The sequence below is a fragment of the Specibacter sp. RAF43 genome, from assembly GCF_052114065.1.
GTDB lineage: Bacteria > Actinomycetota > Actinomycetes > Actinomycetales > Micrococcaceae > Specibacter.
In genome coordinates this window covers 99,568-114,822 of record NZ_JBFREA010000003.1, presented here as the reverse complement: position 1 = coordinate 114,822, position 15,255 = coordinate 99,568, and the positions used below count along the sequence as shown (strand labels likewise).

The 15,255-nt window shown below is 70.9% G+C and carries 15 protein-coding genes; 3 read left to right on the top strand and 12 right to left on the bottom strand.

From position 1 onward, the window contains the following. Window positions 1-132: 132 nt before the first annotated feature. Both menD and AB4Y80_RS02900 read right to left on the bottom strand, forming a co-directional pair. On the bottom strand, window positions 133-1,920 hold the full coding sequence (gene menD, locus AB4Y80_RS02905) for a 2-succinyl-5-enolpyruvyl-6-hydroxy-3-cyclohexene-1-carboxylic-acid synthase (protein ID WP_442211817.1): 1,788 nt from the start codon (window positions 1,918-1,920) through the stop codon (window positions 133-135). 35 nt (window positions 1,921-1,955) lie between these two features. Further along, a complete protein-coding gene (locus tag AB4Y80_RS02900) occupies window positions 1,956-2,930 on the bottom strand; it encodes an o-succinylbenzoate synthase (protein WP_442211816.1) in 975 nt (324 codons plus the stop codon). Window positions 2,931-2,989: 59 nt separating this feature from the next. On the opposite strand from AB4Y80_RS02900, the gene AB4Y80_RS02895 reads away from it, so the two are divergent. Beyond that, window positions 2,990-3,892, top strand: a complete 903-nt coding sequence (locus tag AB4Y80_RS02895; protein WP_442211815.1) for a phosphatase PAP2 family protein — start codon at window positions 2,990-2,992, stop codon at window positions 3,890-3,892. Here the strand turns inward: AB4Y80_RS02895 and AB4Y80_RS02890 are convergent. From AB4Y80_RS02890 to AB4Y80_RS02870, 5 genes are all read right to left on the bottom strand, one after another. Further along, window positions 3,889-5,094 carry an MFS transporter gene (locus AB4Y80_RS02890; protein ID WP_442211814.1) on the bottom strand — a complete coding sequence of 402 codons (1,206 nt, stop codon included), beginning with the start codon at window positions 5,092-5,094 and terminating at the stop codon, window positions 3,889-3,891. The two genes, AB4Y80_RS02895 and AB4Y80_RS02890, sit on opposite strands and share 4 nt — an antisense overlap. Window positions 5,095-5,190: 96 nt before the next feature. Then, window positions 5,191-5,976, bottom strand: a complete 786-nt coding sequence (locus AB4Y80_RS02885) for an MBL fold metallo-hydrolase (RefSeq protein WP_442211813.1) — start codon at window positions 5,974-5,976, stop codon at window positions 5,191-5,193. A 28-nt stretch (window positions 5,977-6,004) separates the two neighbouring features. Then, complete coding sequence (locus tag AB4Y80_RS02880) at window positions 6,005-7,405, bottom strand: dihydrolipoamide acetyltransferase family protein (protein WP_442211812.1); 1,401 nt, start codon at window positions 7,403-7,405, stop codon at window positions 6,005-6,007. Beyond that, window positions 7,402-8,391 (bottom strand): alpha-ketoacid dehydrogenase subunit beta, encoded by a 990-nt coding sequence (locus AB4Y80_RS02875; RefSeq protein ID WP_442211871.1) that lies wholly within the window; start codon window positions 8,389-8,391, stop codon window positions 7,402-7,404. Before AB4Y80_RS02875 ends, AB4Y80_RS02880 begins: the two co-directional genes overlap by 4 nt. A gap of 101 nt (window positions 8,392-8,492) precedes the next feature. Next, the gene (locus AB4Y80_RS02870) at window positions 8,493-9,650 is read right to left on the bottom strand and encodes a thiamine pyrophosphate-dependent enzyme (protein ID WP_442211810.1); all 1,158 of its coding nucleotides are present in this window, start codon (window positions 9,648-9,650) and stop codon (window positions 8,493-8,495) included. 236 nt (window positions 9,651-9,886) lie between these two features. Here AB4Y80_RS02870 and AB4Y80_RS02865 point away from each other — a divergent pair, with 236 nt between their 5' ends. Further along, window positions 9,887-10,339 (top strand): Lrp/AsnC family transcriptional regulator, encoded by a 453-nt coding sequence (locus tag AB4Y80_RS02865; protein ID WP_442211809.1) that lies wholly within the window; start codon window positions 9,887-9,889, stop codon window positions 10,337-10,339. A gap of 170 nt (window positions 10,340-10,509) precedes the next feature. Further along, the gene (locus AB4Y80_RS02860) at window positions 10,510-11,283 is read left to right on the top strand and encodes an isocitrate lyase/PEP mutase family protein (RefSeq protein ID WP_442211808.1); all 774 of its coding nucleotides are present in this window, start codon (window positions 10,510-10,512) and stop codon (window positions 11,281-11,283) included. A gap of 13 nt (window positions 11,284-11,296) precedes the next feature. Here AB4Y80_RS02860 and AB4Y80_RS02855 read toward each other — a convergent pair whose 3' ends face one another. From AB4Y80_RS02855 to paaB, 5 genes are all read right to left on the bottom strand, one after another. Further along, a complete protein-coding gene (locus AB4Y80_RS02855) occupies window positions 11,297-12,079 on the bottom strand; it encodes an enoyl-CoA hydratase/isomerase family protein (protein WP_442211807.1) in 783 nt (260 codons plus the stop codon). 200 nt (window positions 12,080-12,279) lie between these two features. Further along, window positions 12,280-13,515: a 1,2-phenylacetyl-CoA epoxidase subunit PaaE gene (gene paaE, locus AB4Y80_RS02850; protein WP_442211805.1), complete on the bottom strand. Its 1,236-nt coding sequence runs from the start codon at window positions 13,513-13,515 to the stop codon at window positions 12,280-12,282. Then, a complete protein-coding gene (gene paaD / locus AB4Y80_RS02845; RefSeq protein WP_442211804.1) occupies window positions 13,515-14,060 on the bottom strand; it encodes a 1,2-phenylacetyl-CoA epoxidase subunit PaaD in 546 nt (181 codons plus the stop codon). Before paaD ends, paaE begins: the two co-directional genes overlap by 1 nt. Beyond that, complete coding sequence (paaC, locus tag AB4Y80_RS02840; RefSeq protein WP_442211803.1) at window positions 14,057-14,926, bottom strand: 1,2-phenylacetyl-CoA epoxidase subunit PaaC; 870 nt, start codon at window positions 14,924-14,926, stop codon at window positions 14,057-14,059. The genes paaD and paaC overlap by 4 nt, the downstream gene beginning before the upstream one ends. Then, on the bottom strand, window positions 14,923-15,255 hold the full coding sequence (gene paaB, locus AB4Y80_RS02835) for a 1,2-phenylacetyl-CoA epoxidase subunit PaaB (protein WP_442211801.1): 333 nt from the start codon (window positions 15,253-15,255) through the stop codon (window positions 14,923-14,925). Before paaB ends, paaC begins: the two co-directional genes overlap by 4 nt.

Genomic DNA, 15,255 nt, shown 5'->3' with positions numbered 1-15,255 from the left:
CCTCTCCGCCAAGTGACCCGCAATAGATGTCGAAAATTGCCCCTTTCGGGGCCATTTTCGACATCTATTGCGGGTCACTTGTTAGGGGCGGCACGTGCGGGACCCTTTAGGGGCGGCGCTTGCGGGACCCCTCTATAGGGCGGCGCGGATCTGGGCGTGCAGGGCTCGAAGTCCCTGCCGCGACGCGGTCACCTCGATGATGCCGCGCCCGAGCACCGGTGCGGCCAGCGCCGCGGCCAGTTCCGCGGGCGTGCCGGCGAGGGTGTGCCGCCAGCCGTACGCCGCGGCCAGCGCCCCCAGATTGACCGCGTGCGGCGTGCCAAAGAAGCGTTCGACGGCGGAGGCGTAGGCGGGTGCCTCGGCCAGCCGTCCGTGCTCCAGGACGGAGAAGATGCCGCCGCCGGAATCGTTGAGGACGATGATTTGCACGTCCGCCCCGCGTTCGGTGGTGCCGACCAGGAGCGCGCCGGAATCGTGCAGGAACGTCAGGTCGCCCAGGAGGACGCGGGTGGGCGCGCCGGTGCCGAGGGCGATTCCCGTGGCGGTGGCGATGGTGCCGTCGATCCCGGCCAGGCCGCGGTTGGCGAATACCCGCAGCCGGGCACCGTCCGGGCCGGGGGGCGCGGTGACGGGCCGGCCGGCAAGGTCGGCGTCGCGCACCGGGTTCGAGGAGCCAAGCATGAGGTTGCCGCCCTCATCGCGGTGCGCCCTGTCCCACACGGCGCGGGCCACGGCGGGCCCGGTCAGCCCGTCGGCGGGGGTGGCTGCGGCGAGCACGGCAGCCAGGGCGTCCTCGGCCTCCGCGGCGCGATCCGTCCAGGCGTCCAGCCAGCCGGCGGGGCCGTGGCCGGCGAAGCCAATCAGCTGGTCCCATTGGGTGAGCACCAGCTCGGGGCGCCGGCCCGCCTCAAACCAGGCGACGGGGCGCGGCAGGTACAGCGCCCGTTCGATGTCGGTGCGGGCCAGCAACTGGCTGACCGGCCGGGACAGCGTGGGGCGGCCAAAGACCACGACCCGTTCGATGGCGTGCGGGCTGCCCGGGCCGAAATGGTCCAGCAGCAGCCGGTAGGGGCCCACGGCGTTGGGGCCGAACCGGGCGTTGGAGGACGGCTCCGCCAGCAGCGGCAGTCCGAGCGCGCGGGCGAAGTACTCGGCGGACGGGCCGGCGTCGTGCCCGGCGAGCACCACGGTCCGGCGGGCGGCGGCCGGGCGCACCATGACGGGTTCGCGCGCCGAGCCCGTCCCGGCCCCCTCGGTTTCGCTCGCGGGCCCGTCCTGCGCCCCGAACGCCCCGGGCGCCCCGGCGGTCGTGGGTCCGAGCTCCGCCGCCTGCGGTCGTGCCGCCCGCGAGCCCAGGCTCTCCCAGCCCGAGCCGTCAAGGGCCGGGGTCAGGGGTTCCCGGAAGGCCAGGTTGACCTGCGCGGGGCCGGCGGGAATGCCGGCCAGGCGCCCCCGCGCGGCACTGAGCGCCGTGGCGACGGCACTGGACGGATCGACTCCCGCGGGCACGTCGGTGGCGAAGCGGACGTGCTCGCCGAAGAGGTCCATCTGCAGCGTGGTTTGGTTGGCGCCGGTGCCGCGCAGTTCCTCCGGGCGGTCGGCGGAGAGCACCAGCAGCGGTGTGCCGGAATGGTTGGCCTCCATGACCGCCGGCATCAGGTTGCCCACGGCCGTGCCCGAGGTGGTGAGCACGGCCACCGCAGACCGTGACCCCAAGGCCAGGCCCAGGGCCGTGAAGCCGGCGACGCGTTCGTCGATGCGGACATAGGCGGTCAGCCGGCCGTCCGCCTCGGCTTCGGCCAGGGCGTAGACCAGCGGCGCGCTGCGCGAGCCCGGCGCCACCACGACGTCGCGGACTCCCGCGCGTTCCAGTGCGTCCACCACCAGGCGGGCCGCGGCCAGGGAGCTAAGTATTCTCACGACCCCATCTAACCATTCGGGGCCGCCCGGATGCCTCACAGCAGCGCGTAGCACCGGCGCAGGCGCGCCAGCCACCAGTCGCGCCGCCCGGCCGGTGCGGCGAACCGGGCCAGCAGCGCCGGATCGGCGGCCACGTCGCGCACGGCGATTCCGCCGGACACCGCCACCAGGCTGTCCGCGGTCACATCCCCGGCCATGAGCGAGACGGTGCCCAGCCCGCAGGCATACGGGAGCTGCGGCAGCGCGGCCGCCAGCGCCAGCCCGGCCCGGATGCCCACCGAGGAGTCCAGTGCGGAACTGACGACGGCGGGAAGCCCCGCCTCCGCGACGATCTCCAACGCCCGGCGCACACCCCCGAGGGGCGCAGCCTTGACGATCAACAGGTCCGCGGCCCCGGCACGGGCGACGGCCAGCGGGTCGGTGGCCTTGCGCACGCTCTCATCCGCGGCGATCAACACGGACCCGCCCAGCCCGGCGCGCACCGCGGCCAGCCCGGCAATGGTCGGGACCGGCTGCTCCGCATACTCCAGGCCGAATGCCGACAACATGCGCAGGGCAGCGACCGCCTGCTCCACATCCCAGCCGCCGTTGGCGTCCACGCGGATCGCGGCCTGTGGCAGCAGGTGCCGCACGGCTCCCACGCGGGCGGCGTCCTCGGCCAGGGACTGGCCGCGCTCGGCCACCTTGACCTTTACGGTATGCAGCGCATCGAATGCGCCCAAAATACCCGGCACCTCGGCGGCGGACACGGCGGGCACGATGGCATTGACCGGCACCCACCCACGGACGGCGGCGGGGAACCCGACCCAGCCGGCCTCCACGGCTCCGGCAAGCCACCGGGCCGCCTCGGCGTCGTCGTACTCCACGAACGGCGAGAACTCGCCCCACCCGGCGGGACCGTCCAGCAGCAGCACCTCCCGCTCGAGCACTCCGCGGAATTTCACCCGCATGGGCAAGGTCACAACGTGGGCGGCGGCGAGGAGTTCGTCAAGGGGCGCGGCGGCAGGCATGTCCTCACCCTATCGCCGCCGCCAGCTTCCTCCCATGATTCTGTGGGAGCCTTGAGGGGATGAGTTCGCACCACACCCGCCCCCGCCCGGCACGCCGGACCGCCGGGCGCCCGACCGTTCACGCCGCACCGTTCCTGCTTGCGGCATTGCTCTGCGTGGCCGGATTCGTGGCCACCTACCGGTTCTTCATCAAGAGTCCACAGGGGCAGTTCATCGACGAATCCGCCCTGGTGGAGGCCGCCGTGGCCCGTCGGATCATCGGCGCGCAGACCTCCCAGGTCCTGGACTACCTGCCCGCAACATCGTTGGTCGTGGCCGCCATCGTGGTGGTGATCGTCACGTTGGCCCGGCGCCGGTGGAAGTCGGCCGGCATTGCGCTGGCCGCCATGGCCGCCGCGAACCTCACCACCCAGCTCATCAAGGCCGGCCTGCCGGACCGCCCCAACGTGGGCGTCACCACGCTGGCCCTGAATTCGCTGCCGTCCGGCCACAGCACGCTCGCCGCGAGCGCCGCGGCCGCCGTGATCCTGGTGGTGTCCCCGCGCTGGCGCCCCGCCGCCGCGTTTTTGGGCGGCAGCTACGCCGTCTTGGCCGGCGTCTCCACCCTGATCAACCAGTGGCACCGGCCGGCCGACGTCATCGCCGCGTTCTTCATCGTCTCCTTCTGGACCCTGCTGGGTGCGCTGGTGATCCTGCGCGGGGACGGTGGCACGAACGGATGGTTCGGTCCCGAGGCGCACTGGGCCTCGCGCCGCTGGTGGACGGGGATTCCCGCGCTCCTGACGCTGCTGGCGGCCGCGGCCACCGGGCTCCTGCTGCGCGCCGTGGCGGGGCATGCGCAAACCAGCACCGCGTATTTCTTCCTGGCCGGGGTGGGCCAGATTATGGTGGTCGGCTATGGTTTGACGGTGCTGGCGACCTTGTTTTTGACCCGGCAGGCACGACGCCGGTCCGCCCGTTAGGTGCGGCCCGGCGCGTACGGCTTGTTGCGCGGCACCCAGTAGCCCAGGACGGCGGCCGCGGCGAGGCCCAGCAGGCCCGTGGCCGCGATGCCAAAGGACAGCGTCACCGCGGCGGTCAGCCCGGCCAGGATGGCGGGCCCGCTGGAGCCGCCGGCATCGGAGAGGAAACGCCAGATGCCCAGGAACTGGGCGCGCCCGTGACGGGGCGAATAGTCCGCGCCCAGCGTCATGATCAGCCCGGACCCTATGCCGTTGCCGAAGCCGATCAGCATTGCGACCAGCAGCAGCGACACGGCACCGGCGGTCAGGGGCATGAGCAGCAGCGAGACCCCCATGAGCACCATGGAGGGCACGGCCACCCAAGTGCGCCCCTTGCGGTCCATGACCCTCCCGGCCGGATAGAACACCAGCATGTCCACGGCCCCGGACAAGCCGTAGATCAGCGACGTCACCGCCGGGTTCAGGCCCAGGTTGTCCGCCCACAACGGCACGACCACCTGGCGTGAGGACCGGACGGAGCTGACCAGCAGCACGCCGATGCCCACCGTCAGGAACACCCGGCGGTGCTGGGCCATCAGCGACCGCACCGTGGGCATGGGCCCGGCCGGGCCGGGGCCGTGGTCGCCCAGGAGGTCCGGCAGCCCCCAGGCCACGGCGCCGGCCGCGGCGACCGCGACGGCCGCCACCCAGTACGCCCCGGACAGTCCGAGCAGGTGGATGGCCAGGGCGCCGATGAACGGTCCGGCAAACAGCCCAATCCTGCCCACGCCGCCGAGCGTGGACATGGCCCGGGCCCGCAGGATCGGCGGCACGGCCTCGGTCAGGTAGCTTTGCCGGGCCAGGTTGAATACGGCGGCGGCGGCCCCGATCAGGAACACGCCCGCCGCAAACAGCCGGAGGTCGTGCGAGAGCTCGCACAGCAGCAGCCCCACCAGGGTCAGGCCCGCGGCCCCCACCATGCCGACCCGTTCGCCAAACCGGGCGGTGAGGATTGACGCCGGAATGTTGCTGACCAGGGACCCGACGCCAATGAGGGAGACGACCAGTGCCGCGCCGGCCAGCGTGGCGCCCATGTCCCGGGCGCTCAGGGGGATGACGGGCAGGATGGCGCCCTCGCCAATGCCAAACAACAAGGATGGCCCAAACGCCGGAACGGCGATGGACCACAGGCTGAAGTCGCCGGGATTGGCTGTTTTGTTCACTGACCCCACTGTAGACCCGCGCCCGGGCGCCGGTGCGCGCCCTGGGTGATGGGACGGATCCCCGTCATGGGGTTGAGGTGGCGGGGATCCGCCCGCTCAGCGAAGGGTCGCCAGCCGTTCGGCGAGGCTGCGGGCCGCCGCGGGCCCGTACGGGGAGTCGCTGACGGAGCGGGTCGGCAGCGCCCCGGCCATCACGTCCGCCATCCTGGCGGCAAAACCGGCCGTCACGGTGCGGCCGTGCCCGGGAACCATGAGGCGGTAGCGGCCGCCCAGGCCGGCCAGCCGGTGCAGCACCTGGATCCAGTCGGCGGGGTGGGCGTCCTCAAAGGACGGGTCCGCACCCTCCTCCAACACGTCCCCGGCAAAGAGGACGGTGGCCGTGCCGACCATCAGGTCCCCGTCCGTGTGCCCGCGGCCCAGCGTAAACAGCTCCGCGGACGTGCCGCCAAGGTCCAGCGTCACGGCGTCGCGGTCCACCACGTGCGTGGGCGGCACAAGGTCCGTGTTCACCCCGGCACCGGCCGCCATCTCCGGTTCCGTTTGGGCCACCTCGGCCCGGGCCCGCTCCCCGGACGCCGCCATACCCCGCGCGGCGGCGACGTGCGCCCAAAAGTCGGTGGCGCCGTCGCGCCGGAAGGTCGCGTTGCCAAAGAAGTGGTCCCAGTGCGCGTGGGTGTTCACCACCACCAGCGGCAGGGCGGTCACGGTGCGCACGGCCGCCAGGATTTCCGCCCCGTGCCGCGGCCCGCAGCCGGTGTCGATGACCAGGGCCCGCTCGGCGCCGACCACCAGGCCGGTGTTGAGCAGGACGCCGTCGCCCAGCGCGCCGGCGCTGCGCATTACGAAGCTGCCGCCGCCAAGGTCCCGCCACCGTGCCGCCATGATTCCTCCCGGGTTGGTCCCACCCAGCCTAGAGGTCGGCCAGCACGGCGGCGGGATTTTCCATCGCGTCGGCGATGAAGCGCAGGAATCCGGCGGCCACGGCGCCGTCGCAGACCCGGTGGTCGAACGCCAGCGTCAGCTCGGTCACCTTCCGCACGCACAGCTCGCCCTCAACCACCCACGGCTTGTCCGTGATCCGCCCGATCCCCAGCATGGCGGCCTCCGGGTAGTTGATGATGGCCGCGGACCCGTCCACGCCAAACACGCCGTAGTTGTTGATGGTGAACGTGCCGCCGGAGAGCTCCGCCGGCCCGGCCTTGCCGTCGCGGGCCGTGCCGGTCAGGGCACGAATCGCCGCGTCGAGCGCCCGGGCGCTGCGGCCCTGCGCCCGGCGCAACACGGGGACCACCAGGCCGCGGTCTGTTTGGGCGGCAAAGCCCAAGTTGATGCCGTCGAAGTCCACCAGGGAGTCCGTGCCCCCGGCGCTCACCAACTGCGCGTTCAGCTGCGGGAATCTCTCCAGCCCGGCCGTGACGAACCGCGCGACGAACGCCAGCAGGCTCGGCGCGGAGCCGTCCTTGGCCTTGAGGTCCCGGCGCAGCTCGACGAGGGCGGTGGCGTCCACGTCAACCCACACCGTGGCCTCCGGGATCTCGCGCCGGCTGCGGGTCAGCGCGGTTGCCGCCGCCTTCTTCACGCCCGTCAGCGGCGTGCGGGCCACCACGTGCAGCCCGGTCCGCGGATCGACGGCGTCCCCGCCTTCCGTCGAGCTGACAGCACCCGCGGGTGCGGTCCCGGTCGAGCTGACAGCACCCGCGGGTGCCGGCGCCAAGGCGGCTTCGACGTCGCGCCGGAGGATCAGCCCGTCCACGCCGGAGCCGGGGATCTCGGCGAGCGAGAGCCCGTGGTCGTGCGCCATCTTCCGCACGAGCGGCGAGATGACCAAGTGCGCCCGCCCTGGCCCTGCGACCGGAGCCTCCAGCTGCCCGGTGAGGTGTTGCCGCCGTCCGGGCCGGGTCCGCCCGGGTCCGCCGTGCCCGGACGTTCCGTACCCGATGAGCACGTTGCCGGAGCCGGAGGCCGCCTGGGCGCCGGCGGGGGCGGGGGAAGCAGGAGTCATAGCCGCCGCGGGCACGGCGGCCTCCACCGCGGCCGTCGCATCAGTCGTCGCATCAGTCGTCGCATCGGCCGGCGCCGCAACGGAAATCAACGGCTTGCCTACCTCGAGCGTGTCGCCTTCGGCCCCGTGGAGCGTCGCGACGGTGCCTTCGAACGGCGAGGGCACCTCGACGACGGACTTGGCCGTTTCTACCTCGGCGATGGGTTGGTCCACGTGGACGGTGTCGCCGACGTTCACCAGCCAGGTGACGAGTTCGGCCTCCACCAGGCCCTCGCCCAAATCCGGCAGCAGGAACACTTGCAGGCTCATGCCTCCTCCCACTGAAGTTCGTCGACGGCGTCCAGGATGCGGTCGACGCCGGGCAGGTAGTACTTTTCAAGCTTTGGCGACGGGTAGGGGATGTCAAAGCCCGTCACCCGCAAGACCGGTGCGGCCAGGGAGTGGAAGCAGCGCTCCTGGATGCGGGCCACAATTTCCGCGGCCATGGACGCAAAGCCGGGGGCTTCGGCGATGACGACCGCCCGCCCGGTGGACCGGACGGCGGCGCAGACGGTCTCGTCGTCGAACGGCACCAAGGACCGGACGTCAATGACCTGGAGGGAGCGGCCCTCGGCGGCCGCGGTTTCGGCGGCCGCGAGCGCGGGGGCGACGGACGGGCCGTAGGCGATCAGCGTCGCGTCGGTGCCTTCGCGGGCAATGACGGCCTTGCCGATGGTGGTGGCCGCGGCGTTGGCCCCGCCCCGGTCCGCGGCGGCGGTGTACCGGGCGCGCAGGGCGTCCAGGTCCACCGTGTCCTTGGAGAAGTACAGTTTCTTCGGTTCCAGGAACACCACCGGATCCGGGGAGGCGATGGCGTCGCGGAGCATGACGTAGGCATCGGCGACGGTGGACGGGGTGAGCACCGTCAGTCCGGGCGTGTGGACGTAGTACGCCTCGGAGGAGTCGCAGTGGTGTTCCACGCCGCCGATGCCGCCGGCGTACGGGATCCGGATGACCAGCGGCAACCGGACGCGGCCGCGGGTGCGGTTGCCCATCTTGGCCACGTGGCTGGTGATCTGCTCAAACGCCGGGTAGGCGAAGGCGTCGAACTGCATTTCCACCACGGGCTTCATGCCGTTGATGGCCATGCCGGTCGCCATGCCGATGATGCCCGACTCCGCCAGCGGCGTGTCAAAGCAGCGTTCCTCGCCGAAGCGCCTGGTCAGCCCGTCCGTCACGCGGAACACGCCGCCGAGGGTGCCGACGTCCTCGCCGAAGACCAGCACGGTGGCGTCCGCGGCCATGGCGTCGGACATGGCCAGGGTCAGGGCCTTGGCAAAGGTAATGGTCTGCAGCCCGGACAGTTCCGGTGCGGTGGCCTGGCCGGCGGGGGGCTGGGGCGTATGGGCGAGGGTGGTCATGACTGCGCTCCTTCGGGGGCGAGGTGCCCGGCGGCGGCAAGTTCCGCCCCCAGGAGCCGGCTCTGCTCGCGCAACTGCGGCGTGGGTTCGCTGTAGACGTGCCGGAAGAGGTCCAGCGGGTCCAGGGTGGTCTCGGTGTTGAGGCCGTCGCGGAGGGTCTTGGCCATGTCCTCGGCGGCCGCCGCGATCCGTTCGGCGTCGGCGGCACCGAGCGCACCGGCGTCGTCCAGGTATTTCTTCAGCCGCAGCAGCGGATCCCTGGGCACCCACTGGGCCACTTCCGCGTCGCTGCGGTACCGGGTGGCGTCGTCGGCGTTGGTGTGCGACTGCATCCGGTACGTGTGCGCCTCCACCAGGGCCGGCCCGCCGCCGTCGCGCGCCCGCTCCACGGCATGGCCGAGCACCGCCAGCAGCGCGGCCAGGTCGTTGCCGTCCACGCGCTCCCCCGGCATGCCGTAGCCGACGGCCTTGTGGGCCAGGGACGGCGCCACGCTTTGGTGGATGAGCGGGACGGAGATGGCGTATTGATTGTTTTGGATCAGGAAGACCACCGGGACGTGGAAGACGGCCGCGAAGTTCAGGGCCTCGTGGAAGTCGCCCTCGCTGCTGGCGCCGTCCCCGCACAGCGCCAGCGCCACGGTGTCTTCGCCCTTGAGCTTGGCCGCGTGTGCCACGCCCACCGCGTGCAGCAGCTGGGTGGCGAGAGGGGTGGTGGGGATGCCGGTGTTGTGGTCATGGGGGTCATAGCCGCTGTGCCAGTCGCCGCGCAGCGACTCGAAGGCCGCCAGCGGGTCGACGCCGCGGCCCAGCACGGCCACGGTGTCCCGGTAGGTGGGGAACAGCCAGTCGCCGCGGCGCAGGCACATGTCCGCCGCGACCTGGCAGGCCTCCTGCCCGTACGACGACGGATACACCGCCATCCGCCCCTGCCGCACCAGGGCGCCGGCCTGGTCGTTGATGCGCCGGCCCACCACCAGCCGCTCATAGCCCTCCACCAGGGTCTGGTGATCCGGGAGCGGGTAGCTCTCCTTGTAGTCCCGGGCCTTCGCCGGCGTGCCGTTGGCGGCAATCAGCTGGACGGGCTCGGCGGAGGGCAGCAGGTACGACTCCGCCCGGCTCCCGTTGGACTCCAGGAACTCTGGATGATTCGACATTGGTCTCTCCCCTCCCGTGGGGTGGCCGGCTTCCCTTCCCCCGGAGCGGGGCAGGCGAACGGCCGAAGCAAGTAAAGATGTTCGGTTCCTTCAGTATGGGTTTGTGATCGATTTGTATCCAGAAGATCCACAAAGTCTGGAAATCAGCGATTGATATCGGCATTCCCAAAGACATATTGTTCAAGTGACGGGTGTTACAAAAACAGCTTGCAGCCCGCGCTCGATGAGGGAGTCCCATGCCGGAACAATCGCCGGTCCCGTTGGATGACGTGGACCGCAAGATCATTGCCGAGCTGACCCGGGACGGGCGGATGTCCGTCACCACCGTGGCCGAAAACGTCCACATTTCCCGGGCGCACGCTTACGCCCGCATCTCCCGGCTCACGGCGGACGGGGTCCTGACGAAGTTCACCGCCCTGGTGGACCCGGTGAAGGCCGGCCTGAAGTCCTCCGCCTACGTGACGTTGAAGGTCAGCCAGCATTCGTGGCGCGAATTGCGCGAGGCCCTGCGCGCCATCCCCGAGGTGCAACACATAGCCCTGGTGGGCGGGGACTTCGACGTGATCCTGCTGGTCCGGGCCGAGGACAACGTGGGACTGCGCCGCGTCATCTTCGACCAGTTGCAGTCCATGGCCGGCGTGCAGGACACCCAGACGTTCCTGATCTTTGAGGACCTGGACAACCGGTGACCGCCGTGGTGGGCCCGGGTGGGCCCACGCGCCCGAGGGACCCGATCGGCATCGCGCCCGGCGCGGTGGCGATCGGGAGGGCGTGGGTGGGCCCACGCGCCCGAGGGACCCGATCGGCATCGCGCCCGGCGCGGTGGCGATCGGGAGGGCGTGGGGACTAGGCTCGAGCCATGAGCACCGCTAGCAAAGCCACCGAACTCCTGCGCCTCCACCGCGCCCCGGAAATCCTGCAGTTGGCCAATGTGTGGGACGTCATCAGCACCAGGGTCATCGCCGGGTTGCCCGGCACCAAGGCGTTGGCCACGGCCAGCCACTCGATCGCCGCCTCGCTGGGTTACGAGGACGGCGAAAAGATCCCGGTGCAGACCATGATCGAGACCGTGGGCCGCATCGCCGCCGCCACCGAGCTGCCGGTCACCGCGGACCTGGAGGCCGGTTACGGCGATCCGGGCGAGACCATCCGCAAGGCGATCGGCGTGGGCATCGTGGGCGCCAACATCGAGGACCAGATGCGCCCGCTCCCCCAGGCGATCGCCCAAATGGAGCAGGCCGCGAAGGCTGCGGCCGCCGAGGGCATCGACTTTGTCTTGAACGCGCGCACCGACGCGTTTTTGCGCGGGGCCGATCGCGACCCGCGCGAGGTCTTGGAGGCTGCGATCGAGCGCGGCCGCGCCTACCTTGAGGTGGGCGCAACGTGCATCTTCGTGCCCGGCAAATTGGACGAGCCCACCGTGAAGTCGCTCGTGGCGGGCATCGGCCGCGGTAACGTCAGCGTCATCAACGTGCCCGGCTCGCTGACCCCGTCCCGGTTGCAGGAACTGGGCGTGGCCCGCATTTCCTACGGACCGTGGATCCAGCGCGTGGCCCTGACCGCCATTGCCGACGCCGCCACCGAGCTGATGAACGACGGCACCCTCCCGGCCGGCACGCGCCCGCTGAACTGACGTCCGGGGCGCGTCAGCGGCCGGTGAACTCCGGCTTCCGCTTGGCGGTGAACGCGGCAAACCCTTCGGCGTAGTCGGCCGTTGCGGACAATGCCACCTGCGCCCCGTTTTCCCGGACGACGGCGTCCCAGAGGCCCAGCCGCTGGTCGCGGATCTCGGCCACGAGGGCCTTGCTGGCGTTGAACGCCTGGGTGGGCCCGGTCGCCGCCCTGGCGGCGGCGGCCCGCGTGAACTCGAGCAGTTCACCGGCGGGCTTGGCGCGGCTGAACAGTCCGGCCGCCACCGCCTCCGCGCCGCTGATGAGTTCGCTGGAGTAGATCAAATCCAGGGTGCGGTGCGCGCCGAGCCGTTCGGTGAAGAGCCAATGGCCGCCGGAATCCAAGGTGGCACCCAGATTGCCGAACGGCGAGCCGATCTTGGCGTTCTCCGCCACGTACACCACGTCCGTGGCGATCAGCAGGCCAAGGCCCACGCCCAGGCAGGCTCCCTGGGCGGCCGCGAACGTCGGCGCCGGAAAGGAGCTCATTTTCCGCAGCAGCGGCGTGAGCAACCCCTCCAGGTAGCCGCGGGCGTCGTCATTCGCGCCGTCCACGCCTGCAATGTCCCGGCCGGCGCAAAACGCCCGTCCCGTCCCGTGCAGGAGCAGCGCCCGGACGCTGCCCGCCGCGGCGGCGGCAGCGGCGTCGTCGTAGGCGGCGCCAAGCTCACCGAGCGCTGCCTCATTGAGCGAATTGAGCTTCTCGGGGGCGTTGAGCACAATCTCGGCAAGGCCGTCGGCGATGGTCAGCTCAATCACGGGAACTCCTCACATAAGGGGATCGGTCCCGCCGGGCGGCGGGGCCGGTGTTTTCGCAGGCGGCGGAGCCGGAATTTTTTGTAGGCGACGTAAAGGAGACGCCAAAGGCCGCCCGCGGCCGACGCGTCGGATAGTCGCCGGAAAAATGGCGGGCCGGCCCGGCCGAGCCGCGCCGGGCGCTTGGGTGGGCCGCCGGCTTGTCAGCCGTCATAGTCGACGGTGACCTCGGCGGTGGTGGGGCGCGACTGGCAGGTGAGGACGTAGCCGGCCTCCACCTCATCCGGTTCCAGCGCGTAGTTTTCCTCCATCTCCACGTGGCCGGACACCAGCTTGGCCCGGCAGGTCCCGCACACGCCGCCGGCGCACGCGAACGGCACGTCGGGGCGCACGCGCAGGGCGGCGTTAAGGATGGATTCGCGGGCGTGCGTGGGGCTGAGGATGTCCGCCTTCAGCCCGTCCAGCGTGAAGGTGATCTTGTACGTTTCCTCGGACTCATCCATCACCACGGGGCGACCGGCCTGGCCTTCCGGGCGGTCCGGGCGGCCGGTGGTGAACAGCTCAAAGCGGACCTGGTCCCGGGGCACGCCGCGGGCCTCGAGCACGTCGCGGCACAGCTGCACCAGCTCAAACGGGCCGCACAGGAACCACTCGTCGACGTCGTCGGCGTGGATGGCGGTGCCCAGCAGGGCCTCCAGCTTGTCCGCGTCCAGGCGCCCGCTCATCAGCGGAGCGATGCGCTGCTCGCGGGAAAGCACGTGGTGGAGCGCAAACCGTTGCGGGTACCTGTCCTTGAGGTCCGCCAGCTCTTCCAGGAACATGACATCCATGGTGGCCTTGTTGGCGTAGACCAGGTCAAGTCGCGTCTCGGAGTTGGCGGCCAGCAGCGACTTGGCCAAGGCCATGACCGGGGTGATGCCCGAGCCCGCCGCGATGGCCACGAACGTGCCGGCCTCGCGGTTCATGGTCTCGGGGTGGTTCATGCTGTTGAGCACATTGGCCACGTCCGGGCTTTGGGCCGCACCGCCGTCGGAATCGGCCTGGGCGGGGCCGCCGTGCTTGGAGATGAACGCGCCCATGGGGCTCATGACCTCCATGACGGCCCCGGCCGCCAGTTCGGCGTTGGCCCAGGTGGAAAATTCGCCGCCGATGTCGCGTTTGATGGCCACCCTGATCTCGGAGCTGCCGTCCTGGAATTGCACCGGGACGGCGCAGATGGAGTAGGAGCGCCGCACTTCGCGGTCCACCCCGTTGGCGTCGGGGCGGTGCACGCGCAGGGCCACGTATTGGCCGGGCAGGTAGTCGTAGTAGCCGGCGAGCTCGGCGGGCACCGCGAAGGTGACCTCGATGGCGTCCTCGGTGAGCCGGCGGACCGCCTTCACGCTGAGTTCATGGAAGGAGGCCCGACGCCGGGCGGCGGCATCTGCGGGAACGGTCATTAGAGCACCTTGAAGTAGTCAAACGGTTCCTTGCAATCCTGGCAGACGTAGAGCGCCTTGCAGGATGTGGAGCCGAAGCGGGTAAGTTCCTTGGTATTGAGCGACTGGCATTGCGGGCATTTGACCTGCAGGGCCAGTCGGACGGGGCCGCTGTGGCCGCCGGCGCGCGAGTGGCCGCTGGGCGGGGCAATTCCATACTCTTCCAGCTTGGCCCGCCCGGCCGCCGTCATCCAGTCGGTGGTCCAGGCCGGGGAGAGCACCATCAGCACGTTGACGTTCCGGTAGCCTTCCTGGCCAAAAACCGTCACGAGGTCGTCCCGGATGGCGTCCATGGCCGGGCAGCCGGAATACGTGGGCGTGATGGTGACCTGGACGGCCGGAGCCGTTCCGCCGTCGTCGTAAACATCGACGCTGCGCAAGATGCCGAGGTCGGCGATGGTGAGCACCGGAATTTCGGGGTCGCACACGCGGGCGGCGATCTCCCAGGCGCTCTCCTGCTCCGTCGGCCGGGGCAGGGTTTCCTGCGGCGCGGCCACGGCGGTCACCAGCTCGCCCCGGGGTATTCGCGCGCCAACACCTGCATTTCGGCCAGCACGTACCCCAAGTGCTCGGAGTGGCGTCCGCGCCGTCCGCCGCCGGGGACCATGGGATGTCCGGAGACATCCAGCTCCGCCTCGGCCAGGACCTCGCCGGTGGCCCGGTCAAATTCCTCGCGCAGGCTCGAGGGCACGACGCCGGCATCGCCAAGTCGCGCCGTCAGCTCATCGTCCTCAAACAGTTCGCCCACAAACGGCCACATCAGGGTCAGGCCGGCGATCATGCGGCGGCGGGACTCCTCGGTGCCGCCGGCCAGGCGCAGCACCCACTGGGTGCTGTGGTCCAGGTGGTAGTCCACCTCCTTGACGGCCTTGGCGGCGATGGCGGCCAGCATGGCATCCGAGGACCCGGTCAGGGCGCGGTACAGCAGGAATTGATAGTTGGCGGCGATGAACTGCCGGGCGATCGTGGCCGCAAAATCGCCGTTGGGCTGCTCAAAAAGGTGCGCCGAGCGGAACTCCGGCTCGCGGCGGAAGTAGGCGAGGTCGTCCTCGGTCTTGCCCCAGGCGCTGCCGGCATACGTGAGGAAGGAGCGGGCGTGGCCCAGCTGGTCCAGGGCGATGTTGCCCAGGGCCACGTCCTCCTCAAGCTCCGGTGCCCGGGAAATCCAGTGGCCCAGGCGCTGTGCCAGGATCAGGGCGTCATCGCCCAGGCGCAGCGCATACTGCGCCACGTCCTCGCTGGGGGGCGCGGCGCCCTGCTGTGCGGCCAGGGCGATGTCCTCCGGGCGCAGGGCGTTGCCGGGGGTGATCCGGGTGGCACTGGCGGAGGCGTCGCCGCCCACGGCCGCGCCGAGGTCATGGGGTGCGTTCACAGGTGCTTCACCCCTTCGCTCTTGGTGTAGTAGGTGGCGTGCCGGTAGTCCTTGCCCTGCGGGGATTCAAAGAACGCTCCCTTGGCGTCCGGATCCGAGGCGGCGATGGCATCGGCCGGGACCACCCAGATGGAGACGCCCTCATTGCGGCGGGTATACAGGTCGCGGGCGTTGCGCAGGGCCATGGACGCGTCCGGCGCGTGCAGCGACCCGGCATGGACGTGGCTCAGGCCGCGGCTGGAGCGGACAAAGACTTCCCACAGGGGCCAGCGATGGGCGCCTGTGGCGGGGGCCGCCGTCGTGCTTTCCGGTGATTCTTGGGCGCTCAT

Excerpts from the sequence above, each read along its gene's own strand:
- AB4Y80_RS02900 (WP_442211816.1), bottom strand. The coding sequence starts at position 2,930 with ATGCCTGCCGCCGCGCCCCTTGACGAACTCCTCGCCGCCGCCCACGTT.
- AB4Y80_RS02895 (WP_442211815.1), top strand. The coding sequence starts at position 2,990 with ATGAGTTCGCACCACACCCGCCCCCGCCCGGCACGCCGGACCGCCGGG.
- AB4Y80_RS02885 (WP_442211813.1), bottom strand. The coding sequence starts at position 5,976 with ATGGCGGCACGGTGGCGGGACCTTGGCGGCGGCAGCTTCGTAATGCGC.
- AB4Y80_RS02880 (WP_442211812.1), bottom strand. The coding sequence starts at position 7,405 with ATGAGCCTGCAAGTGTTCCTGCTGCCGGATTTGGGCGAGGGCCTGGTG.
- AB4Y80_RS02875 (WP_442211871.1), bottom strand. The coding sequence starts at position 8,391 with ATGTCCGACGCCATGGCCGCGGACGCCACCGTGCTGGTCTTCGGCGAG.
- AB4Y80_RS02870 (WP_442211810.1), bottom strand. The coding sequence starts at position 9,650 with ATGTCGAATCATCCAGAGTTCCTGGAGTCCAACGGGAGCCGGGCGGAG.
- AB4Y80_RS02865 (WP_442211809.1), top strand. The coding sequence starts at position 9,887 with ATGCCGGAACAATCGCCGGTCCCGTTGGATGACGTGGACCGCAAGATC.
- AB4Y80_RS02860 (WP_442211808.1), top strand. The coding sequence starts at position 10,510 with ATGAGCACCGCTAGCAAAGCCACCGAACTCCTGCGCCTCCACCGCGCC.
- paaE (WP_442211805.1), bottom strand. The coding sequence starts at position 13,515 with ATGACCGTTCCCGCAGATGCCGCCGCCCGGCGTCGGGCCTCCTTCCAT.
- paaB (WP_442211801.1), bottom strand. The coding sequence starts at position 15,255 with ATGAGCGCCCAAGAATCACCGGAAAGCACGACGGCGGCCCCCGCCACA.